18 protein-coding genes are annotated in these 22,145 nt (G+C 46.7%); 8 read left to right on the plus strand and 10 right to left on the minus strand.

Annotated features, from left to right (window positions below):
- The first annotated feature begins 337 nt into the window (after nucleotides 1-337).
- A complete protein-coding gene (locus H6F98_RS33735) occupies nucleotides 338-3,205 on the plus strand; it encodes a general stress protein (RefSeq protein WP_242058688.1) in 2,868 nt (955 codons plus the stop codon).
- Between the two features lie 233 nt (nucleotides 3,206-3,438).
- Nucleotides 3,439-3,900 (plus strand): BON domain-containing protein, encoded by a 462-nt coding sequence (locus H6F98_RS25075; RefSeq protein WP_192221439.1) that lies wholly within the window; start codon nucleotides 3,439-3,441, stop codon nucleotides 3,898-3,900.
- Between the two features lie 41 nt (nucleotides 3,901-3,941).
- Here the strand turns inward: H6F98_RS25075 and H6F98_RS25080 are convergent, their stop codons facing one another.
- Nucleotides 3,942-4,142: a hypothetical protein gene (locus tag H6F98_RS25080; protein WP_192221440.1), complete on the minus strand. Its 201-nt coding sequence runs from the start codon at nucleotides 4,140-4,142 to the stop codon at nucleotides 3,942-3,944.
- Between the two features lie 127 nt (nucleotides 4,143-4,269).
- Nucleotides 4,270-4,506 carry a hypothetical protein gene (locus H6F98_RS25085; protein WP_192221441.1) on the minus strand — a complete coding sequence of 79 codons (237 nt, stop codon included), beginning with the start codon at nucleotides 4,504-4,506 and terminating at the stop codon, nucleotides 4,270-4,272.
- 101 nt (nucleotides 4,507-4,607) lie between these two features.
- Here H6F98_RS25085 and H6F98_RS25090 point away from each other — a divergent pair, with 101 nt between their 5' ends.
- Nucleotides 4,608-5,444 carry a Cof-type HAD-IIB family hydrolase gene (locus tag H6F98_RS25090; RefSeq protein ID WP_192221442.1) on the plus strand — a complete coding sequence of 279 codons (837 nt, stop codon included), beginning with the start codon at nucleotides 4,608-4,610 and terminating at the stop codon, nucleotides 5,442-5,444.
- A 194-nt stretch (nucleotides 5,445-5,638) separates the two neighbouring features.
- Here H6F98_RS25090 and H6F98_RS25095 read toward each other — a convergent pair whose 3' ends face one another.
- Nucleotides 5,639-6,538, minus strand: coding sequence for a DALR anticodon-binding domain-containing protein (locus tag H6F98_RS25095; RefSeq protein ID WP_192221443.1), 900 nt, complete (start codon nucleotides 6,536-6,538; stop codon nucleotides 5,639-5,641).
- A gap of 91 nt (nucleotides 6,539-6,629) precedes the next feature.
- On the opposite strand from H6F98_RS25095, the gene H6F98_RS25100 reads away from it, so the two are divergent.
- A complete protein-coding gene (locus H6F98_RS25100; protein ID WP_192221444.1) occupies nucleotides 6,630-7,328 on the plus strand; it encodes a Crp/Fnr family transcriptional regulator in 699 nt (232 codons plus the stop codon).
- A 69-nt stretch (nucleotides 7,329-7,397) separates the two neighbouring features.
- Here H6F98_RS25100 and H6F98_RS25105 read toward each other — a convergent pair whose 3' ends face one another.
- The 5 genes from H6F98_RS25105 to H6F98_RS25125 form a co-directional block, all read right to left on the minus strand.
- Complete coding sequence (locus H6F98_RS25105; RefSeq protein ID WP_192221445.1) at nucleotides 7,398-8,810, minus strand: ABC transporter substrate-binding protein; 1,413 nt, start codon at nucleotides 8,808-8,810, stop codon at nucleotides 7,398-7,400.
- 171 nt (nucleotides 8,811-8,981) lie between these two features.
- On the minus strand, nucleotides 8,982-9,905 hold the full coding sequence (locus H6F98_RS25110; RefSeq protein WP_192221446.1) for a phosphate ABC transporter substrate-binding protein: 924 nt from the start codon (nucleotides 9,903-9,905) through the stop codon (nucleotides 8,982-8,984).
- A gap of 180 nt (nucleotides 9,906-10,085) precedes the next feature.
- Entirely contained in the window at nucleotides 10,086-11,510 is a 1,425-nt protein-coding gene (locus tag H6F98_RS25115; RefSeq protein ID WP_192221447.1) for an ABC transporter substrate-binding protein, read from the minus strand.
- A 33-nt stretch (nucleotides 11,511-11,543) separates the two neighbouring features.
- On the minus strand, nucleotides 11,544-13,034 hold the full coding sequence (locus H6F98_RS25120) for a serine/threonine-protein kinase (RefSeq protein WP_192221448.1): 1,491 nt from the start codon (nucleotides 13,032-13,034) through the stop codon (nucleotides 11,544-11,546).
- A gap of 128 nt (nucleotides 13,035-13,162) precedes the next feature.
- A complete protein-coding gene (locus H6F98_RS25125; RefSeq protein ID WP_192221449.1) occupies nucleotides 13,163-14,167 on the minus strand; it encodes a LysR family transcriptional regulator in 1,005 nt (334 codons plus the stop codon).
- A gap of 170 nt (nucleotides 14,168-14,337) precedes the next feature.
- Between H6F98_RS25125 and H6F98_RS25130 the strand changes: the two genes are divergently transcribed.
- The 4 genes from H6F98_RS25130 to ndhD1 all read left to right on the plus strand — a co-directional run bounded on the left by H6F98_RS25130 (nucleotide 14,338) and on the right by ndhD1 (nucleotide 19,756).
- Complete coding sequence (locus tag H6F98_RS25130; protein WP_396813330.1) at nucleotides 14,338-15,081, plus strand: NnrU family protein; 744 nt, start codon at nucleotides 14,338-14,340, stop codon at nucleotides 15,079-15,081.
- 127 nt (nucleotides 15,082-15,208) lie between these two features.
- Nucleotides 15,209-15,550 (plus strand): thioredoxin, encoded by a 342-nt coding sequence (gene trxA / locus H6F98_RS25135; protein ID WP_192221450.1) that lies wholly within the window; start codon nucleotides 15,209-15,211, stop codon nucleotides 15,548-15,550.
- Between the two features lie 293 nt (nucleotides 15,551-15,843).
- On the plus strand, nucleotides 15,844-17,910 hold the full coding sequence (locus H6F98_RS25140; RefSeq protein ID WP_192221451.1) for an NAD(P)H-quinone oxidoreductase subunit 5: 2,067 nt from the start codon (nucleotides 15,844-15,846) through the stop codon (nucleotides 17,908-17,910).
- 262 nt (nucleotides 17,911-18,172) lie between these two features.
- Complete coding sequence (gene ndhD1 / locus H6F98_RS25145) at nucleotides 18,173-19,756, plus strand: photosynthetic/respiratory NAD(P)H-quinone oxidoreductase subunit D1 (RefSeq protein WP_192221783.1); 1,584 nt, start codon at nucleotides 18,173-18,175, stop codon at nucleotides 19,754-19,756.
- A gap of 212 nt (nucleotides 19,757-19,968) precedes the next feature.
- Here ndhD1 and H6F98_RS25150 read toward each other — a convergent pair whose 3' ends face one another.
- Nucleotides 19,969-20,763, minus strand: a complete 795-nt coding sequence (locus tag H6F98_RS25150) for a hypothetical protein (RefSeq protein ID WP_192221452.1) — start codon at nucleotides 20,761-20,763, stop codon at nucleotides 19,969-19,971.
- Nucleotides 20,764-20,825: 62 nt separating this feature from the next.
- Nucleotides 20,826-21,941, minus strand: coding sequence for a non-hydrolyzing UDP-N-acetylglucosamine 2-epimerase (gene wecB, locus H6F98_RS25155; RefSeq protein WP_192221453.1), 1,116 nt, complete (start codon nucleotides 21,939-21,941; stop codon nucleotides 20,826-20,828).
- Nucleotides 21,942-22,145: the final 204 nt, after the last annotated feature.

The following is a 22,145-nucleotide window of genomic DNA, read 5'->3' on the forward strand; positions in this document are numbered from 1 at the left end:
AATAATAGGAAAAACCGGAGAGTGACAGAAGAGGGATATAGCGTTTCTCCGTCAAGTGAGGTACATTTTTAGAGCTGAAACTATTACTAGGCAAGGATTGGTTGTACCTCATCAGTCAAGGAAACGCTATAAACTGGAAATTAAAGCTAAACATTTAGTTTTGTAATATAGCAAATTAGAATTAGTTTTCACCTCTCCAGTGGTAGAGATAGAAGTTATTTCTCTCGACTGATGAAGCCCTAATTATAGAGATGCCTAAATAGTAACAACCAGCACCGATAAAAAACACATTTTGGTGTTGTGAGTATTAGTATTTTCCCTTAGGGGGGCGGATAATATGGCTTTAGGGCAACACAAAAGAGCTGTAGGTGTTTTTTCAAATCGCCGGGATGCGGAAGGGGCTTTGCGGGAACTTAGAGATTCTCGCTTTCCGATGGATAGAGTTTCCGTAATCACGCAAGATACAGACCAGCAAGGTGATATGTCTGGTGCTGATGTGCGCGATCGCGCTGGCAATAAAGCTGACGAAGGGGCTGCGATTGGTGCAACGACTGGCGGGATAGCAGGGGGTGTTACGGGTTTACTCGTTGGTTTAGGAACCCTATTGCTCCCTGGAATTGGACCAATCATGCTAGCTGGAGCAACGGCAACTGCGATCGCAACAACTCTCGCTGGTGGAGCAATTGGTGCGGTAGCTGGTAGTCTTCTTGGCGCACTTATCGGTTTAGGTATTCCTGAAGAACGGGCGAGAGCTTACAACGAGCGAGTCTCGCGAGGGCATTACCTAATAATGGTGGAAGGTACGGATGACGAAATCCGTCATGCAGAAGCGATTCTGCACGGTCAAGGTATTGAGGATTGGGGAATCTATGATATGCCCAACACTGATGCGGTAGCGACTCGCCGTCATCGTGCTGTTGGTGTCTTTCCCCACCGCCGTGAGGCACACGAAGCACTTGCCGAACTTAGAGATTCTGGATTTTCAATGAGTCAAGTCTCGCTAGTGGCGCGTGACTATGATCGGAACCACGGAATTACAGGGCTTGATGTTCGCGATCGCTTGGATAATACACGTTATGGTTTTCCCAATGATCGTGTTCGGTTCTACGACGAGCGAGTGAACCGTGGTGAATATGTAGTAATGGTTCACGGTACAGCGGATGAAATTCGTCGTGCTGAAGCGATTCTGAGTCGTCGTGGTATCCAAGATTGGAGACTATTTGATGCACCCGAAGTGGTTCATTCTCGTAGCGATTATCAAACCACTCCCCGTAGTGCTTTAGTCCGCAACAAGCGTGCAGTCGGTGTCTTCTCCCATCGCCGTGATGCCGAAGCTGCACTCACAGATTTGAGAACGGCTGGCTTTGACATGAATCAAGTGTCTGTCGTTGGCAAAGATGCGAATGATGCAAATCGTCTTGCTGGCGGTAACGTTGCTGACCGCACTAAGACAGGCGAAGGTGCCGCTACAGGTGCGGCTACAGGTGGCGCACTTGGTGGTTTAGGTGGTTTGTTAGTTGGCTTAGGTGCGTTAGCAATTCCTGGTATTGGACCCGTTCTTGCTGGTGGTGCTTTGGCGACTGCGTTAGCAACGGCAGCAGCAGGTGGCGCAATTGGCGCTGCGGCTGGTGGTCTTACGGGGGCATTGGTGGGCTTAGGAATTCCTGATAAGCGAGCTAAGTTGTACAACGACCGGGTAAACCATGGTGATTACCTGGTGATGGTTGATGGTTCGGAAGATGAAGTTCGTCGTGCGGAAGCGATTTTTAGACGCCACGGAATTCAAGAATGGGATATCTTTGATGCGCCAGATGCAGACAAATCTCGTCCTGGTTATGCAGCCGCTGCTACTGGTACTCCCCAACGTGATACAGGTCGCACCCGCCGTGGGGTTGGTGTTTTCCCCCACCGTCGTGATGCTGAAGCTGCACTCACAGACTTGAGAACGGCTGGCTTTAACATGGATCATGTGTCTGTCGTTGGCAAAGATGCCCACGGTAATGATCAGATTGCTGGTGTGGAAAGGGGCAATCGTGCTGAAGGCAACAAAGCGGATGACGGTGCAAAGGCTGGTGCCGCGACAGGTGGTGTGCTAGGCGGTTTAGGCGGCTTACTCGTCGGCTTGGGGGCTTTAGCAATTCCCGGTATTGGACCTGTTGTTGCTGGTGGGGCATTGGCAACCGCTTTAGCAACAACAGCAGCAGGTGGTGCAATTGGTGCTGCGGCTGGCGGTATAACTGGCGCACTAGTCGGTTTGGGAATTCCGGAAGAGCAGGCAAAATTGTATAACGACCGAGTGAATCGAGGTGACTATCTCGTGATGGTTGATGGCACAGAAGACGAACTCCGTCGTGCCGAACCGATTCTCAGCCGACACAGAATTCAGGAGTGGGGTATCTACGATAAATCAGACGTGGCTGCTGGAGATAGCGGTAAGTCTAACTTAGAACGCGATCGCACTGCCTATGCTACTGCTACTCCTGCTGCTACTCCTACGGCGCAACGCACTAGTTACACTCGTCATCGTGCCATCGGTGTCTTCCCTCACCGTCGCGATGCTGAAGCCGCACTCGGAGAATTGCGCGATGCTGGTTTCGACATGAATCAAGTGTCTGTTGTTGGCAAAGATGCTAAGGGCACAGGCGCTGTTGGTGGTGGTAACATTACTGACCGCACCAAGACGGACGAAGGTGCGAAAGCAGGTGCAGCTACAGGTGGCGCACTTGGCGGTTTAGGTGGCTTATTAGTCGGTTTAGGTGCATTAGCGATTCCTGGTATTGGGCCAGTGCTTGCTGGTGGTGCTTTGGCAACCGCTTTAGCTACAACTGCTGCAGGTGGTGCAATTGGTGCTGCGGCTGGTGGTCTTACAGGTGCTTTGGTTGGTTTAGGGATTCCTGACGAGAAAGCCCATTTATACAACGACCGGGTAAACCGTGGTGATTACCTAGTGATGGTTGATGGTACGGAGCAAGAAATTCGCCGTGCCGAAGCGATTCTTAGCCGTCGTGGTATTCAGGATTGGGCAATTTTTGATGCACCAGATACAGATAAGTCTCGTGCTGTAAATGCTACTCCCACGACTGCAACTCGCCAGGTGATTGCTCATGACACTACACCAGGCGTTAGTACAACTCCTGGTCATGCTGACGTTGTTTCTAAGGAACCTGAGGTTATCATCATTGACCGTCGTGACCAGTCTTTGTAGGCTCCCTAGGTAGTTTGCCATCCTAACTTTCTAGGAGCTATCCAGGAGCAAGGTCTTAATTAATCTTGCTCCTCCTCATCTCCAATCAGGACTTAGATAACAATTTTTAGCTCCCTAAAAAGTTGCTCACAGGAGCCTTTTCTAAGCTTAAACTTCTTGAACTCTCAGGGTTTCTCCACTTTAGTTATTTAACTATTCCATCATTCAACCCTTTAAAAAGAGGAAAACAAACAATGAAAAAACTTACAGTCTTTCTCCTCAGTAGCGTCTTATTGTTTGGTGCCGCAGCTTGCTCTGAACAGGCAAAAACGACTGCCGATGCTCCTGCTGCTAATGAAGGAACGGTACAGGCTCCAGAAGCAGAAGATACCGAACAAGCTAAAGCCGATGCAGAAAGCGAACTTCGTAGACAACAGCTTAACGCTGACATTAAAGCGCGTGAGGAGCGCAACAATGCACTGAATCAAGGTCAAGCAGAAGGTCGGCCGGATGAAGACCTTGCTAGTCAAGTTCGCAGTAAGCTAGAAGCAAATATTCCTAATGGTCAGCTTACTGTTGAGGTTGAAGACGATGCTGTAACTGTAGCTGGAACTGTCCCAAATCAAGATCAGCTTAATAAAATAGAAAGCTTAGCGAAAGAAATTAAGGGTGTTAAGACTGTGACTGTTAATGCTACCGTTGCTAAGCCACAGTAATTAAACAACGTTAGCTTCTCTAATAATCTCGACCCTATCAGTTATTTTCCACTGATGGGGTCGTTTTTTCGATTAACTTCTGGTGAAAGCGAAGATTTACTCCCAGTGGTTAATTCTATTGATGGATCGTCGATGTAAAAAGTCACTTGAACAGGACTGTAAGGTTCTTGAATTACATTTTCAATGTGTGCCGCAATTAGGGAAGTACTGTTGGCAAATTCAGGATGGATAATGAGGTGCATCTGAATATATACAAAGCGTCCAACAATTCCTTGGGATTGGATTTGATAACAGTGTGTTACCCCTCCAACTTGACAGGCAATTTGTGCGATAACTTCTGGAGCGATCGAGGAATGTTAAAATAGTTTCTCATTTGCCATGATCGTAGACTGATAAACTCCAGGAGCGGTCACTTTTTGTAAGTTTGAGTAAGCTCAAAAGTGTGCTGAAGCTGACAAGCAAAGTTTGTAGAGACTCTGCCAAAAGACTTAGCGATCGCGTTGCCCAAGCGGCTGAAATTTTGACTAATACTACGAATAACGTCAGCCAGAGAGTCGTAAATAAAATCAAACGACCGACTTGAGCGCGATTTTTTCCTTCGGTCATAGCCTGAAGGGAACCAACGACGGTTTCCTAACATTATCGTTGATTTCAATCAGAAGTAATGAATAATGGCGCTTAGACTCATCATTAGGGACGAATGACAAATGATTAATGACATAGATGCCCTGGATATTCGATTGCTGGTGCTGGATATTGATGGCACAATTGCAGGTCAGTCTAATGATGTTCGGGAACCCGTGAAGCGAGCGATCCGTTCGGCACAGGCAAAAGGGGTTCAGGTTGCGATCGCTACAGGTCGCATGTATTGTTCTGCTTTGCGCTTCTACCACGAAGTCGCCTCTACTCTACCCCTACTGGCTTACCAAGGCGCTTGGATTCAAGACCCCGCAACGCAACAGATTTACCAACACTTACCTGTCTCACGCACTACAGCCGAGGCATTGTTGGATTATTTTGAGAGTGATGCACTGCGATCGCTTCTTTCAGTTCACTTCTATATCAATGACCAGTTGTATGTTCGGGAAGTCACGCCAGAAACCAAGATTTATGCTGAACGCGCCAATATTCAACCGATGCCTGTGGGTGACTTGCGAAAAACTTTGGACTCTGAACCGACAAAGGTTTTAGCACTGAGTGATGATACGGCAATCATTGAGCAGATGCTAGGTAGTTTGCGTAAGCAATACACCCCGGCTGAGCTTTATTTAACCAAATCGGTGGCAACGTTCTTTGAAGCAACGAATCCCGCCGCCAATAAAGGGACAGCAGTACGCTATCTAGCTGAAGAAATGCTAGGACTCAGTGCCCAGAACGTGATGACAATTGGTGATAACTTTAATGATGTGGAAATGCTTGAATATGCTGGCTTAGGTGTAGCGATGGGGAATGCACCAGCCCAAGTACAGGCGATCGCAAACTGGGTAGCTCCGGATGTTGAGGAAGATGGTGCAGCAGCAGCAATTGAAGCTTTTGTGTTGTGAAGCACTGTTGATGTAGAGGCAGTACCTCGTATCTGCTCTTACCAGAATCCTTAAATCAGGAAGGGAACCGACGACTGGCCGTGTTTCGTCTCGGTTCCCTTACTGGTTCGCTCCTCACACTAAAGAAATAATACTCGAAGGGTATTGGATTTGTCACTACCTTCTTTAAGTTTCTTTTATATTTCACCGAAACCTCACAATTCTGTGGGCGCAGCTACACCGAGTTGGTCTTGTAAAAGCGATCGCAAAATTATTTGAGTTACCCCCAGCAGTCCTAATCTTGCCTGAGCAAGCTTCGGGGTATCGATCTTCACCTCTCCCAAAATGCGGCAACTGCTGTAAAATGTCTCAAAAGCCTTGCTTAAAGCACTAGCTAGCTTGATCGAACTGCCTTGGTTCTGAATGTTGATGGCATCTTGCCAATCTAATAGCTGGGTAATCAAATGCTGTTCAGCCGGATGTACTAAACGTAGTTGCACTTGACCTGTAGTTGTATTTACTTGTTGGTCGTTATCTAGCCAAGGAATCGGATGAGGTTCGATAAACGGGTAGTTAAGAGTTTTGAAGCTTAAGTCCTGTAACTTGATTAAATCCTGTTGGTGAGCCAGACGCAGGAGTGAGCAGCAACGAGCATGGGCATACTGGGCTGGAAATAGATGGTGAGCCTCTTTCTGATTTTTATCTAGCTGTCCTTGCTGATTGGGAGATGTCTGAAGTGATTGTTGTAACCAAGCCGCTAAACCCTGAGAGCTTAATCGAAAGTTAATCCAACCGGGGAACACGACCTCTATGGTGAAGTCTAAACATATTTGATTACTGGTGTTCTGAGTATTTATTGGCAAAGAGGCAACGAGTTGATTGGCGATATCGAAGGCTGATAATTGCCACAGGGGAGCAAGCTTAAATGCGATCGCACAGCGATAAACCACAAAGGCATTATCTGATAAGCGATGCAGCGGAATCATCTGTGACATCAGCTTTAAATCACTAGGTAAATTAGCTGGGGCGATATCCGTACCAACTAAATTCATTGCTGCTATAAGTTGCTGCTGTAATAGTGGCTTAATCGCAATAAAATTACGCGATATATTCACACTTAATGAACGGCAGTTAGAAGTATTTTTTGCTACCTTCGACTCCATGTAAAATCTAGAAAAATTGGCGTTTCTACTACGCTTAAGGCTTATGCACTCACCACCCTCCTCATCAGAGGCATCTCGACCATTTATAACCTGGCAACGGATTCTAGACTGGGCGCAGGAACACTACCGCTTTCGGACTTTTAGCAAAGATGAACGGATTCCTGCTCGTGCTGGATTACTGTATCTTGTACAGCGTGGAGCAATTCGCTTGGTGGGTACAGCTCAAGTCAGTGCTAGCACAAGTCATAGTGTTTCTCCATTGTCGCATCAGGTCTCTGAGGAAGCATTTTTGGGCTTTGTGGGTGCTGGTCAACCTTTTGAAATCGTGGTACAGTCTCCCTTTACACTTCAAGCTTATTCCCATGTTGACCAAACGTCTGTTGTCTGGATGTACTGGCACGACTTGGATAATTGGCCTCACTTCCGGCGAGAAGTTTTGGATGCATTTCGATATCAGCATCAACGTAAACTTCTTTGGCTAAGTACCTTGGGGCAGCGACGGACGATTGACCGACTATTAGGATTTCTAACGTTATTAATAGAAGAATTTGGTGAACCCTGTACTAACGGATATTGTTTGCCCTTTCCTTTAACCCATGCTCAAATTGGCAGCGCTATTGGCTCTACCCGTGTGACTGTAACTCGTTTAATGGGTAAGCTTCGCCAGCGGGGGCTGATTGGAATTCAAGGCGATAATTTAATTTTTCTACCAGCTAAATCAGAAAAAACTACTAGCAATTAAACTTGATCACACCCTATTTAGCTAATTCATTAGAATAGAGCGGGTGAAAAGGTTTTTTGAAAATTCTTGTTAAGGCTTCAAGGGTACAAAATTAAAGCCACTGGGACTCTCACCCGGTTGAATTTGTACAAGGATAGCGGCACTGTTGCGATCGCCTGATGAAAACTGTACTGTTCCAGTGGCACCATTAGCAGAAAATGCAGGACTCGATAGTGCTTGTTGTAATCCCTCACGAGTGCTAGTTTGCCTCAAGCCAGTGATAATTGCTTGAGCCGCATCATAAGCCGTCGCACTACGCCAATTTACCTCACCGCCCCAAAGTTTAACGGCGTTCCCAGCAAAAGGATTTCCTGGAATCGCTTGAGGGTGCCAAGCAACAGACAGTACCATCCCATTAACAGCAGCTTGCCCTTGCTGTAGTGTCTGGATTGTATACAGAGCAGAACTGCCTAATAAAGCTAAACGCTTTTGATTGACTTGCGCGACATCAATGGCTTGATTGAGCCTCTCAATAGAAGGTAAAAGTAGCAAGCCATCAGCACCCTGACTAATGGCTTGAGAAATCACAGCACTAGCATTGAAAGTCGGTGCAGAAAGATCGCATTCAATTGGGGCAACTTTGCCACCAGCAGCCAAAATAGCGGCAGTAAAGTCGTCCTTCCAGGACTGACTTGATTGAGATTGGGAATCTAGACAAACGACAATATTGGTTTTGCCCAGAGTCTTAGTAGCGTAGTTGGAAAGTGTTTCTGCTTGAGAGCGATTCGTGGGAATTGTGCGAAAGATGTAGTTACCAAAGCCTGATAGGTTCCTAGCATCGCTGGTAGGGGAAATCATCACCAGTTTTCCCTTTTCATACTCTGGTGCAGCGGCAAGGGACACATCACTGGAGTTATGCCCTATTACCGCTAAAATACTTGGGTCTTTGACAAAGTTGTCAGCGAGTTGTTTTGCGACTAGAGAGGCATTATCATCATTGGCAATCTCTACCTGCAATAATGCTCCATTAATCCCACCACTTTTATTCACCTCATCTTGTGCTTGAGCAACCCCTCGCAATATTTCTTTTGCGACATTCAAATTGCCGCCAATGGGCACACTCACTGCAATTTTGATGCCCTTACCTTGACCAATCTTGGCATTATTTAGATAAATTAATGCTTCTGGATCGTTGCGGTTGCTTTGCAGCGATGCCTGAAACTCAGTGGTAGCTGTGGCAAAGTCTCCCTTGGCAAATGCTTGGACTCCCGCCTGTTTTCTAGGGTTTGTATCAGCAGTGACGAGAATTTTATCTCCCAAACTTATCCGGCTTTCTGGGCTTCCAGAAGTGGTATCTAAGCCAGGTTGACCGGACTTTGAGCCAGAAAAACTGTCTGGATTCACTCCAGTTTGTCTTGTAAACCACCAAAAACCAATTCCCAATAAAGCTGCTGTAACCAGTAGAGACAAAATAAGAACTTTCGTTTCGTTTTTTTGGGACATGGACGGTAGGGATTTAAAGAAAAGTAAGAGTTAATGAATCAAGGGAGACAGTAATACTTAGCTCCCAAAGCTTTGCCACTTATGCAAGAAGTCTATTCTTTGTCTACATACAGCGCAGTATCACAAATTTAACTCAAACAGGCATGTAGTCACTTACCGTAGCCGTGTGTCTCAATTGGTAGGTGCGATCGCTTGTTGTGCTTGGGGTGAGTTCAAATAACCTAGAAAGGCATCAACCTGGGGGCTAGCAGGTTGTTTGTAAACGTAGTACAACTCTCGTTGATAGGGGTAACTAGCGGCTTCCGGAGTTAAGCCATCAACCGCAACTGTTCGCACTGTCTGTTGATTTGCGACTTGAGCATAGGTCGCATACCCAATTCCATCAGTTTGTAAAGCTTGAAGTAAGGGTGTGGTAGCATCCCTTTCTAGGGTTGTGATATTAGACGTTGTGCCAAAATTTCCGCCTTTTAGCACCAGTTCTCGAAATGCTTGATGGGTACCGCTGAAGGGTGGTCGGTTAATTACCCGAATGGTTCCAGTTGTTCCTCCTACCTCTGACCAATTTGTGATCTGTCCTGTAAAAATCCAGACAACTTGCTCACTGGTTAGTCCTTTCCGGAAAGGATTGTTCTCGCCAACAACAATCGCTATGGCATCCTTAGCCACAGGTACCGCTGTCAAACCTTGGGATTGTTCTTGAGAGGTGAGAGGACGAGAAATTGCTGCAATATCTACAATTCCCGCTTGGAGTTCCTGAATCCCTTTTTCTGTTCCCCTCGCTTGAGTATTAATTTTTGTACCAGGAAATTGCTTCTCAAAGCTGCCTTTGAGTGCTTGATTAATCTGTACCATACTGGTGGAACCTTCGATTCTGACTGTTGTTCCACTGGGTACACTCGTTGGGGATGTAAAAGTAGGGTTGGAAGCAGATGGAGATGCTTGTGGTTGATTTGGCTGGGTGTCATTGCCTCCTCCAGTTAAAGTTCCAGGATTAAAGCCAGAACTACGGGTAAACCACCAGAAGCCTGCGCCTAGTAGTGCGGCTGTAATCAGGAAAGCTAAGACCAAAACTGTAGATTCGTTTTTCTGAGACATAATCCTGAATTGAAATAGGTTGTACTCCGACCCTAATGAGGACGGGTTTATTTCATCTTGGCGTGTGTAGTTTAAATTTCTAGTAAAAGCTCTCCTGGTATCCGCTTTCTAAGCACTTGCGCTTTAAGCAAAGTTAAGAAAGTTTATTTCTCTTTATAACCAATAGGTTAGGTACCAGCTTTATTCGCGTACTGGAATAAATTCATAACCAGGGTCTTTATTATTTACAGGCTGAATGGTTACCAATTGTACGACTTGATTGCGATCGCCTGAAGGTAAAAATCGAATCGGATTCGCAGCGCCTGTGGCAGAGAAGTTTGATGCAGAAAGTGCTTGTTGAACACCTGTACGTGTTGGATTTTGCTCGATTCCAGCAATTAGCGCTTTAGTGGCATCATACGCCATCGCTGTCCGCCAATTGATCTCTGCTCCCCAAAGTTGATTAGCGGCTTTTGGAAACTCTGCTTCAGGGTTACCTAAAATATGCCAGGGTACAGCCAATACCATGCCAACTGCGTTACTACGACCAACTTCTAGAGTTTTAAAACTGTACCCACTATCTCCAGCTAAGACTGGCAAACGTTTTTCATTCACTTGCACCACTTGCAATGCCTGATCGAGAGCTGCTGTATTGGGAGCAAGCATCAAAACTTCTGCGCCTTGTCCTATGGCTTCTTGGACACTACTGGCAACATCAAAATTAGGGCTACTGAAGTCAAACTCAGCTACTACCTCTCCACCATCGCCAAGCAGGGTAGTGGAGAATTCATTTTTTAGAGATTGGCTGTAATTACTTTTGGAATTAAAAAAGACAGCCGCTTTTTGTTTTTTGAGCTGAGTCAACATATAACGAGACAGCGCATTTCCCGCAAAGCGATCGCTTGGTACAGTACGGAAGATATACTCACCTGCGTTTGAGAGCTGCACGGACGTGCTTGTGGGAGAAATCTGTACCAGTTGACCCTTTTCATAGACTTTCCCCGCCGCAAGGGTAACATCACTATCAAAGTTCCCGACAACACCCAAGACTTGTTGATTCTCTACTAGGGCTTCAGCAACTTGTTGAGCAACATTTGGATCATTGTCATCATTAGCAATGATTACCTTTAAGGGAACACCACCAATTCCACCAGCTTGATTAACTTCATTTTGAGCCTGAGCAACACCGCGTAGGACTTCCTTAGAAGGATTCTGGGCAGTACCTATTGGAATAGAGGCAGCAATTGCATAAGACTTTCGGTTGCCGATACGAGCATTGTTGAGGTAAATCAGTGCTTCTGGGTCGTTGCGATCGCTTTTTAGTGCCGCTTCCAAGTTAGAAACAGCCGCTTCGTAGTTACTAGAAGCGATCGCTTCTACAGCCGCTTGTTTCTCAGGTGTTTCTCCTGAAGAGAATAAAAGCTTGTCTCCTAGGCTAATTCGTGCTTCAACTGGTTGATTAGATGTCCGTCCCGCCGAGGTTGTTGAACCTGAATTGTCGCTTCCCGTTAAGCCTCCCAGATTAATGCCACCTCGATTTGTGAACCACCACAAGCCAGTCGCTACGAGTGCAACCGTAACGAGCAAAGAAAGCAAAAGAACTACAGTTTCGTTTTTCTGGGACATGAACGGGTGACACCGGAAGGCGCTTGCAGGGATTTAAAGCAACCGGGATAAAAGCAGATAAACCAGACGAAAAAGTGCTGTTACTGCGATCGCTCCAGCGGCGGCTAAAACGGATAGCACGATAACAGTCTGAATCACCATATCGTTGCGTAAAGCCGGAAAGAACACAAGCGGTAACAGCGTAATTACTGCAATGATAACGAAGTCAAACTTTTCTATAACCCGACGGAACTGAGCAAAGATTAGCCCCCCCATAACCATGCCCCACAAGCCAATACCAAGAGCGGGTGATGGTAGGAGGCTACCCAAGGCAATAAACAACAATGCACCCTCAAATCCTGTGAAGGCAGCTCCACGGAGTAGCTCTAGTGTCGAAAAGGTGCCACGTCTAGAGCGGGGAGGACTACTAGGGGCTACTGTTACGGGTGGGTTACTGGGCGGTTGAGAAACTGGCGGTGCAGCCGTAGGTGTAGATGTTTGAACAGGCAGCGGATTAGTTGGGGGTGCTGTGGTTCGCTGTGGTAGAGGATTAGTCGGTGGTGGAGATGGCAGCGGTTGAGGCGTTGGTCGATAGTCCAGGGCATCCATGACTTCCTGTGCTGAGCCATAGCGTTGATTCGGCGTTGCCAACAGCATCCGGTCTAGAACATCTGCTAGTGTGTCACTAACCTGAGCATCGTTTCTCCAATTCCACTGGTTGTTGTAGGAGTCATAGAGTTCCCCTGCCTCTTTACCTGTCAGCAATGTAATCAATGTCACGGCAAGGGCATATAAGTCAGTTGATGGGTAGACTTGAGAACCTGACATCTGCTCTGGCGGTGCAAATCCCATTGAATAAATGCCAGTAGAGCGCCCAGCCGCCCCTCCGGCGGCTCCAGCTTTCGTTACCTGTTTGACTGCTCCAAAATCCAAGAGATACAGTCGCCCGTTGCGATGGCGCATGATGTTGGAGGGCTTGATATCTCGATGAATCGAACCATTTTCATGGACAAACTTTAGCACTTTGAGGATTTCTCGCAGCACTTCCAGAACCTCAGCTTCCGAGAATTTCCCTTTCTCAGCCAGTTCCCCCTCCAAGTCCTTCCCATCAATGAATTCCTGCACCAAATAGAAAAACTGGTCATCTTTTCCGATTTGCTGGGTGGGGACACTGAGCTGAAAAAAGGCAAACAAATTAGGAATCTGGTCATTTTCGCTGCCCAGTTGCTCTAAAACTTCTGCCTCCCGCTCAAATAAGTCTTGGGCAATTTTTAGCTGTTGCGGGTTCAAGTCACCCGACGGTTGAAATTGCTTAACCACGCACTGACGCATGGCTGGAGTATAGCGATCGCGTGCCAGAAATGCTGCGCCAAATCCACCTTGCCCTAGCAACCTTGAGGGAATGTAACGACCGACTAAAATCAGCGGCATTCCACAAGCTGTGCAGTATTTCTGCTGAGTTGTCTTGAGCGTTTCTCTGTCATCGAGATCAGCAAAGAAGTTTTGGGGGCGAGGGCAAGCAGGACGAGTGCAGTAAATTTCCATGTTCGAGAGAGCGTCGGGACTAAGGATTAGGCACTAGGGAAAGTCAGCCACTGATTTTTTTTCTCTTCTCACTTTAGCCATCTTCGCTCAACGCTCAGTTCATGCCTCAGCCCCTAACCAACTCTAAGTTAGCTTCCTGTTATGTGGGAAGAAGCTGTCTTGAGTGTTTCCGCTGAGATTACCGAGGGAACTACCGTTGGCGGTTGTAAAAGGTGAGACGTAAACTCCGGCAAAATCTCGCGACTAAACGCTTCGGCTGCCTTAGAACGGTAGCGATGGGGATTGACAATGACAGACAGTCCTCGCTTCACTACGACTTCATCAATGGGGGCACGGTGCAGAACGCCCATTTGTAACTCTTTTTCGATCGCGGAAATTGAGACAAAGGAGGCTCCCAACCCCGATTGCACAGCATTTTTAATCGCCTCAATTGAATTGAGTTCCATCTCCACCCTCAGGCGCCGAGTATCAATGCCACAGCGAGTTAACACTTGGTCAATTACCTTACGAATTGTGGATTGGGAATCTAAGGCAATAAACTGCAACTTGTACAAATCCTCTTTCTGGATCGTACCGATTTTTGACAAGGGGTGGAAGACTGGCAAGATTAACGCCAGTTCATCTTCGGCATACGGGATAATTTCTAAGGTTTCTTGTAGCTCAGCGGGTACTTCGCCACCAATGATTGCCAAATCCACTTGTCCATTAGCGACGCTCCACGAAGTCCGGCGAGTCGAGTGAACCTGCAACTGTACCGCGACATCAGGATAGCGTTGTCTAAATAAACCAATCATCCGAGGCAGGAGATAGGTGCCTGTGGTTTGAGATGCCCCAACAATGAGAGTACCGCCTTGGAGATTTTGCAAGTCTTCAATAGCGCGGCAAGTTTCCTGGCAAAGGGTCAAAATTTTTTCTCCATAACTCAGGAGTAGGTGTCCCGCTTCCGTGAGTTGGGCGCGGCGTCCGCCTCGATCAAATAGCGGCACATCGAGTTGCCGCTCTAAATTCTGAACCTGTAAGCTAACGGCGGGTTGTGAAACGTACAAACTATCAGCAGCACGTTTAAAACTCCCCTCAGCAGCGATCGCTTTGAGAATACGGAGTTGATCTAGAGTGAAAGGAAGGTCAGACATACGGCTATACCTGAGAGAAAGGAGCAACTGAAACAACCAAGGACTAGAGAAGAGTGAACTGTTAGCTCAAGCCATAGATTGCCCCCAATAAGCGAATGTGTAAGCCTCTGCTGAAATCGACAGTAACATACCTAGGGATCAACTCCCTCTCCAATCCTTGCTAGGATGGAATGTTTGAAGAATCTACTTTAATTTATATGAAGTCCTCGGATTGGCTGACATCCAGCCACTTTGTGATGGCTGGATTGCTTATTGGGTTTGCGATCGCGCATAGTGGTTTAGCGGCACTACGCCCTTGGGGTGAACAACGCATCGGTGCAAGGCTCTACCGGGTTCTGTTTGCCCTTGTGAGTCTCCCCTTCGCAGTTGTATTAATAATTTACTTTTTTAATCACCGCTATGATGGTTTGCAACTCTGGCAGGTGCAGGGAACTCCGGGTATTCAAACCGTTGTCTGGGTGCTTTCAGCGATTTCTTTTCTGTTTCTGTATCCAGCGACGTTCAACTTGCTGGAAATTGCCGCCATCCAAAAGCCACAAGTTCACCTATTTGAGATTGGGATCATTCGGATTACTCGTCACCCCCAGATGGTTGGACAAGTAATCTGGTGTGTTGCTCATACCCTCTGGATTGGTACCTCGTTTACGCTATTGACTTCTGTTGGTTTGGTCTTGCACCATCTTTTTGCCGTTTGGCACGGCGATAAACGCCTATTAGCCCGCTATGGTGAGGCATTTGAGGCAGCTAAAGCCCGCACATCTGTTATTCCCTTCTTGGCGATTCTCCAGGGACGGCAGCACTTAAAATGGGAGGAGTTTGCTCGTCCTGCGTACTTGGGTGTCATCGGCTTTATTGTGCTGTTGTGGTGGGTACATCCCCTACTCATTCAAGCAACAGCAACGATTAATCTGTAATACATGTACTACGATAACTCGTCGATATGTATTTTAAGTATTACAGGTACTTTTCTTGCTCACATGATCCCAATTGGATGTAGCATGATCCCAAACAATTGTAAAAAGCGATATATTTCGAGGGAGCATGGTGTTGTCTGTAAACGAGCGGACTTTTAGACAAGAAGTTTTAGAATCTTCTACACCCGTTCTAGTCGATTTTTGGGCACCTTGGTGTGGGCTATGCCGGATTATTCACCCAATCCTCCGAGGATTTCAGTCAGACTGGAGCGATCAAGTCAAGTTGGTGAGAGTAAACGCCGATGAGAATCTAAAGCTTGCTACGATCTATCGCATCAAGTCTCTGCCCACGTTACTCTTTATCGAGGATGGTCAGGTGATTCAGCGACTTGACGGTTTCCAGGGGCGGGAGGATCTACAAATTGCACTCAAAAAACTGATGCTAAGTTCTTTACCCAAGTCAGCCTAGGGCTTCTTTGAACAACCTCATACTTGAGCCATAGGCTCTTTTCCCAAAGGTATGAAGTTGGTTTTGCCTGAGCGACCAAGGCTTAGGTCAACACACAATCTTTAATAAACGAACATTAGTTTTATCTATGTATGACCATCGGTATAAATCATCAACCGATGGTTTTTGTATGGTATGGGTGCTTTGACAATTACTTCTAAAGGTTAGAGTTAGCCTTTTTTTTTAAGTAGGTATATGTCACTGTAGTAACGGTTTGCCAAAATAGTAAAGAAATCTAAAGTAGGCTGTCTTCAATGGAACCGCTTTACCAATATGCCTGGTTAATTCCAGTCTTGCCCTTACTAGCGGCAATGGTGGTAGGACTAGGACTAATCTCATTCAACAAAGCAACTAATCGTCTGCGGCAGTTGAACGCCGTGTTTATTGTCTCCACGTTGGGAGCTTCGATGGCCCTCTCCTTGGCGTTGCTTTGGAGTCAATTTCACGGGCATGAGCCATTTACCCGCACTATTGAGTGGGCAGCTGCCGGAAATTTTCACTTAATGATGGGCTATACAGTCGATCATTTGACCGCTTTGATGCTGGTGATTGTGACAACCGTAGCCTTGTTGGTAATGATCTATACCGACGGCTACATGGCTCATGACCCAGGATATGTTCGCTTCTATGCCTATTTGAGCCTGTTTAGTTCCTCAATGTTGGGTTTAGTCGTTAGTCCTAACTTGGTGCAGGTTTATATTTTTTGGGAACTAGTGGGTATGTGTTCTTACCTGCTAGTTGGATTCTGGTATGACCGAAAACCCGCAGCAGATGCCTGTCAAAAAGCGTTTGTTGTTAACCGTGTGGGTGACTTTGGTTTACTGTTGGGAATTCTGGGGCTTTACTGGGCAACGAATAGCTTCGAGTTTGATGTAATGGGTAGCCGTCTACAAGACTTTGTTGCCTCCGGTTATATCAGCGGTGGTTTAGCTGCCCTGTTTGCGATTTTGGTGTTCTTAGGACCAGTCGCGAAGTCAGCACAATTTCCCCTCCATGTCTGGCTTCCTGATGCGATGGAGGGCCCAACACCAATTTCAGCTTTGATTCACGCTGCAACGATGGTGGCGGCTGGGGTGTTTTTAATTGCCCGGATGTATCCAGTATTTGAAGGCATTCCCGTGGTCATGAGTGTGATTGCTTGGACAGGAGCATTTACCGCGTTTCTGGGTGCCTCGATCGCAATTACGCAAAATGACATCAAAAAAGGTCTAGCCTATTCCACGATCTCCCAGTTGGGCTACATGGTAATGGCGATGGGGATTGGAGCTTATACGGCTGGCTTATTCCACCTGATGACCCACGCTTATTTCAAAGCAATGCTGTTCCTCGGTTCGGGTTCAGTGATTCATGGCATGGAAGCCGTTGTCGGTCACGACCCCGCTTTGGCGCAGGACATGCGGATGATGGGGGGCTTACGCAAGTTTATGCCCATTACCTCCTTAACGTTTTTGATTGGGACTCTGGCAATTTCGGGAATTCCACCTTTTGCTGGTTTCTGGTCAAAGGATGAAATCTTGGGGAGTGCGTTCGGAGTGAATCCTGCATTGTGGTTGATTGGCTGGTCAACAGCAGGATTAACCGCTTTCTATATGTTCCGGATGTATTTCAGAACCTTTGAGGGAGAATTTCGGGGTAAGGACACCCAAATCCGGCATCAGCTTTTAGCAGAAGCGGGTAGACCTGTACCAGCTTTTGGGCCTGGTGCTATGGATACCAGAGAATTGTCAGCCGAGACGGATCATGAACACGATCCTGGTCATCACAGTGACTTGCCTCATGAGTCCCCGTTAACGATGACGCTACCTTTGCTACTGCTGGCAGTGCCATCGACGTTGATTGGTTTGGTTGGAATGCCGTTTGATAACTACTTCGAGGAGTTCATTCACCCAGCAGGCGAAACAGCGGCGGAAGTAGCATTACAGGCAGAGGGATTTGACTGGACGGAATTTCTGATTATGGGCGGTAATTCTGTGGGAATTGCCCTGATTGGAATTACGCTGGCTTCACTGATGTACTTGAGGGGTAAGATCGACCCTACTGCGATCGCACAAAAAATCAAGCCACTGTACGAACTGTCTCTCAACAAATGGTACATCGACAACATTTATCACAGCGTTTTTGTGATGGGATTGCGTCGGATAGCCCGCCAAATTATGGAAGTGGACTACCGAGTTGTTGATGGTGCAGTTAACCTAACTGGCTTGTTCACGTTGCTCAGTGGCGAAGGTCTGAAGTATCTAGAGAATGGTCGCGCTCAATTCTATGCTCTGATTATCTTTGGAGCGGTATTGGGTTTAGTGATTTTCTCTGGCATTACCTAAAAAGTTGTTAGTTGTTGGTTATTGGGTATTAGTGGTTAGATAGCTTGTCGTCAGGCAATTCAGGTGATAAGTCAAGTGCTAACCACTAAAAGCTTCTCTAAGCTGTTGAGATCAGATAGGAAAACCATAGATGCAAATCAAGATAAACACGAGGATGATTGGTCATTGCCACTCAGGATTTTTTAGATAGGCTCTAAACCCTAAAAACTTAGTGACTCCTAACTAACAACAAAAAACTAAAAACTAACAACGAAGCATGAACTTGACAGATTTTCCCTGGCTAACAACGATAATTCTGTTTCCGATCGCAGCCTCGCTGCTGATTCCGTTGCTGCCAAATAAAAATGGTATGTGGGAGCGTTGGTACGCTCTGATCGTGGGCTTGATTGATTTTGCCCTAATTGTTTATGTGTTCGGCAGTCAGTATGACTTTGCCACTCCTGGACTGCAACTAGTTGAGAAATACTCTTGGGTACCCCAACTAGACTTGAATTGGTCGGTGGGTGTTGATGGTTTATCAATGCCTTTAGTTTTGCTGACAGGCTTTATGACGACGCTGGCAACTTTAGCCGCCTGGCCTGTAACGTTCAAGCCGAAGCTGTTTTACTTCCTGATGCTAGCCATGTATGGCGGTCAAATTGCCGTATTTGCTGTTCAGGATATGCTGTTGTTCTTCCTCGTCTGGGAACTGGAACTAATTCCGGTTTACCTGTTGTTGTCAATTTGGGGAGGCAAAAAGCGTCTCTACGCAGCAACGAAGTTTATTTTGTACACGGCTGGGGGTTCGCTATTTATCTTGGTAGCAGCGTTAGCGATGGCGTTTTACGGCGATACCGTAACGTTTGATATGAGTGCGCTTGCTGCCAAGGATTATGCCCTCAACTTCCAACTCCTGCTCTACGCGGCATTCCTGATTGCCTACGGCGTTAAGCTCCCGATCTTTCCCTTACATACCTGGCTTCCGGATGCCCATGGGGAAGCAACGGCTCCAGTACATATGTTACTGGCAGGAATTCTCCTGAAAATGGGTGGTTATGCTTTACTTCGGATGAATGCCGGGATGCTGCCTGATGCCCATGCTGTCTTCGCACCAGCGTTGGTGATTTTGGGAGTGGTCAATATAGTTTACGCTGCTCTGACTTCCTTTGCTCAGCGTAACTTGAAGCGTAAGATTGCCTACTCCTCGATTTCCCACATGGGATTTGTGTTGATTGGTATTGCTTCCTTTACCGACTTAGGATTGAGTGGCGCAGTCCTGCAAATGGTGTCCCACGGTTTGATTGGTGCAAGCCTCTTCTTCTTGGTTGGTGCAACGTATGACCGGACGCACACCCTGATGCTGGATGAAATGGGGGGTGTGGGTCAAAGGATGAAGAAGATTTTCGCGATGTGGACTACCTGTTCACTAGCCTCTTTGGCGTTACCAGGGATGAGCGGATTTGTTGCCGAGTTGATGATTTTTGTTGGCTTTGCAACCAGTGATGCCTACAGCTCTACTTTTAAAGTAATTGTGATATTCCTGGCAGCCGTTGGGGTAATTCTGACACCAATCTATCTGCTGTCTAATCTCCGGGAGATCTTCTATGGTCCGGAGAATAAGGAATTAGTCGAACACGAAGCCCTTATTGATGCTGAACCACGAGAGGTGTTTATCGTTGCTTGCCTCTTGGTTCCAATTATTGGCTTTGGCTTGTATCCCAAGATGCTGACTCAGATTTACGACTCCACGACACAGCAGTTGACAGTTCGATTGCGTGCTTCGGTGCCTACATTGGCTCAACCAGCCGTGGCAAAGAGGAATGAGCCAGTAGTGTCTCTAGTCGCACCGACAATTGGTAAGCCTTAGTGCTTGACGTTTTAGTTTGAATTTTTAAGGTGTAGGATTGGTAAAATGCCAATCCTATGTCTTTTTTAGGGCTGGTGCAGCTTTGAAAGCGGCTAGCGAAGGGGTAGTCATGGATCAGGAAATCGAACGGGACTTAATTGGAGGATGAGAGAATCGCTCAGGAGGTTTTGCGATCGCACTTTTGGTGTTCTTTTGTTGTAGAGTTTGTATCTTCAATCCAAGAGATTCTGGAAAACATACCAACCATCACCCAGGTAAACAATATCCTGATCGCCATTGTTGCTGTAAGGGGCGAGGCTATAGGTATTAGCTTCGAGTCCGCCTGGTTTTCGAGATAAATCTCGCACGAACCCCTCATGCGCCCATAAACTGTGATCGCTGGTAGTTTCAATCGAGGCGATGGTCTTGGACTGACGAAATGCTCCGGAGATCGAAAAAGTTCCCATAGGCTTAACAGGTGTGAAATCTATTTTCCCAGACGGCTCCGCTATTACGCGATCGCTTAATTTCTCAAACTCTGACTTGTGAAGGGCGAAATTAACAGATAGTGGAATATGGGTTGCCCAGAGAATTGACAATACCCATAGCATCATTGGCGCAAACCACCCTTTGTATCGCTCCCAGCGTCGAACCGATAATTTTTTGACAGGAACAGGTGGGTGAAGTACCCAAACCCACACGAGTACCAGCCAAAGTAACATACAGGGAAAAAAGATGGCACTTACATAGGTAATTGATGAATCTGTTCCTAAAGTACTCAGCCAAAACAGTAGGGACACCAGCGCCACCAGGGCTGTCACATGGATAAACGCTAAGAAATATAACGGTGCTAGCAAAACATTAATGATGCTGGGGTTGAGAACGATGTGCAGACCAGGTAAGGAGTAACAGAACAGACCCAGGACAAAGGCTACAACCACCATTGCATTGAAGACGAGTCCGGGCTGCTTAGCGAATTTGACATCTCCAGGAACCTTCTGCGGGTCTGGATTACCTGCTGTGTACATCGCTTTTTTTCTAACCAATTTAATGGCAATTCTGCTCTAGATCTGGCTGATTGTGATCGCTTCTACAACCCAAAATAGTTTTTCACGATTCCCAAAATTCTTTCAGCCGCATGACCATCCCCAAAGGGATTAATCGCTGTTGCCATCGCATCATAAGCACTCGCATCACTTAATAATTCGCTAGCTGTTGCCACAATTTGAGCCGGATTTGTCCCCACCAGTTTGGCTGTACCTGCGTCTATTGCTTCTGGTCGTTCGGTGGTTTCCCGCAATACTAGTACTGGCTTACCTAAACTCGGTGCTTCTTCCTGCAATCCTCCTGAGTCTGTCAGCAAAAGATAACAACGTGCGATCGCGCCTACCAATTCCGCATAATCCAGTGGTTCCGTCAAGAACACCCTCGGATGGTCGCCTAAAAGCGCTTGCAGTGGCTCCCTAACTGTAGGATTACGGTGTAGTGGCAGCAGTAAAGCCGTATCGGGAAACTTATCCAAAATTTGCAGAAATCCTTGAGCAATATCCCGCAGAGGTTCGCCCCAATTCTCCCGTCGATGCACGGTTGCCAAAAGTGTGCGGTACTTTCCCCAGTCCAAGCCATTGATATTACATGGCGGTTCACGCTTTGCTACAGATAGCAAGGCATCAATCACCGTGTTACCAGTTTGGTGAATTTCCCCGACAATCCCAGAACGTTTCAGATGTTCTACAGCTAAGGAAGTTGGGGCAAAGTTTAGCTGCGCTAGCTGGGAAATCAAACGCCGATTAGCTTCTTCTGGGTAGGGATTGAATAAATCATCTGTACGCAATCCCGCTTCTACATGACCCACAGGAATTTGTTGGTACAGTGCCGCTAACGTTGCCGCAAAAGCCGTGGTTGTATCTCCCTGGACAATAACGAGCTTCGGCTCAATCTCCTGAAACACCGTTTCCAACCCTCGCAAACTCCGACAGGTGATATCCGTCAGCGTTTGCTTACTGGTCATGATTTCTAAGTCTTGGTCAGCACTGAGTTCAAATAGCTGCATAACCTGCTCAACCATCTCTCGATGCTGACCCGTCAAAATTACATGAGTCTTAAAGGCAGCACATTGGCGAAACTGTTGGATTACCGATGCGAGTTTAATCGCCTCAGGACGAGTTCCTAAAGTAATACAAATCGGAAGCGGCGATGGTGTCATGAAAGTTTGTTAAGTTGCAACGAATCGGAAAAGCAGTCTTACTCTTGAGGGAGCTATTAGTCTACAGCTATCAGTCTGCCCTTGAGCTTATCCCGTCTGGCAAGCGTTTGACATCCTTCCTGTTTAAAAACTTGATTGCCTTGATGCAGCAAAGTTTGAACATGAAAAAACCCGGTTTTGACCGGGTAGCAAAGCTGTTGTATT

The organism is Microcoleus sp. FACHB-SPT15 (assembly GCF_014849525.1).
Taxonomy (GTDB): Bacteria; Cyanobacteriota; Cyanobacteriia; order Cyanobacteriales; family Coleofasciculaceae; genus Symplocastrum; species Symplocastrum torsivum.

What these genes read in the sequence shown, in the direction of transcription:
- H6F98_RS25150 (WP_192221452.1), bottom strand. Translation starts at nt 20,763, where the DNA reads ATGTACACAGCAGGTAATCCAGACCCGCAGAAGGTTCCTGGAGATGTC.
- H6F98_RS25120 (WP_192221448.1), bottom strand. Translation starts at nt 13,034, where the DNA reads ATGGAAATTTACTGCACTCGTCCTGCTTGCCCTCGCCCCCAAAACTTC.
- H6F98_RS25080 (WP_192221440.1), bottom strand. Translation starts at nt 4,142, where the DNA reads ATGCACCTCATTATCCATCCTGAATTTGCCAACAGTACTTCCCTAATT.
- H6F98_RS25140 (WP_192221451.1), top strand. Translation starts at nt 15,844, where the DNA reads ATGGAACCGCTTTACCAATATGCCTGGTTAATTCCAGTCTTGCCCTTA.
- H6F98_RS25110 (WP_192221446.1), bottom strand. Translation starts at nt 9,905, where the DNA reads ATGTCTCAGAAAAACGAATCTACAGTTTTGGTCTTAGCTTTCCTGATT.
- H6F98_RS25130 (WP_396813330.1), top strand. Translation starts at nt 14,338, where the DNA reads ATGTTTGAAGAATCTACTTTAATTTATATGAAGTCCTCGGATTGGCTG.
- trxA (WP_192221450.1), top strand. Translation starts at nt 15,209, where the DNA reads ATGGTGTTGTCTGTAAACGAGCGGACTTTTAGACAAGAAGTTTTAGAA.
- H6F98_RS33735 (WP_242058688.1), top strand. Translation starts at nt 338, where the DNA reads ATGGCTTTAGGGCAACACAAAAGAGCTGTAGGTGTTTTTTCAAATCGC.
- H6F98_RS25085 (WP_192221441.1), bottom strand. Translation starts at nt 4,506, where the DNA reads ATGACCGAAGGAAAAAATCGCGCTCAAGTCGGTCGTTTGATTTTATTT.
- H6F98_RS25115 (WP_192221447.1), bottom strand. Translation starts at nt 11,510, where the DNA reads ATGTCCCAGAAAAACGAAACTGTAGTTCTTTTGCTTTCTTTGCTCGTT.
- H6F98_RS25100 (WP_192221444.1), top strand. Translation starts at nt 6,630, where the DNA reads ATGCACTCACCACCCTCCTCATCAGAGGCATCTCGACCATTTATAACC.
- H6F98_RS25105 (WP_192221445.1), bottom strand. Translation starts at nt 8,810, where the DNA reads ATGTCCCAAAAAAACGAAACGAAAGTTCTTATTTTGTCTCTACTGGTT.
- H6F98_RS25090 (WP_192221442.1), top strand. Translation starts at nt 4,608, where the DNA reads ATGATTAATGACATAGATGCCCTGGATATTCGATTGCTGGTGCTGGAT.
- H6F98_RS25125 (WP_192221449.1), bottom strand. Translation starts at nt 14,167, where the DNA reads ATGTCTGACCTTCCTTTCACTCTAGATCAACTCCGTATTCTCAAAGCG.
- wecB (WP_192221453.1), bottom strand. Translation starts at nt 21,941, where the DNA reads ATGACACCATCGCCGCTTCCGATTTGTATTACTTTAGGAACTCGTCCT.
- H6F98_RS25075 (WP_192221439.1), top strand. Translation starts at nt 3,439, where the DNA reads ATGAAAAAACTTACAGTCTTTCTCCTCAGTAGCGTCTTATTGTTTGGT.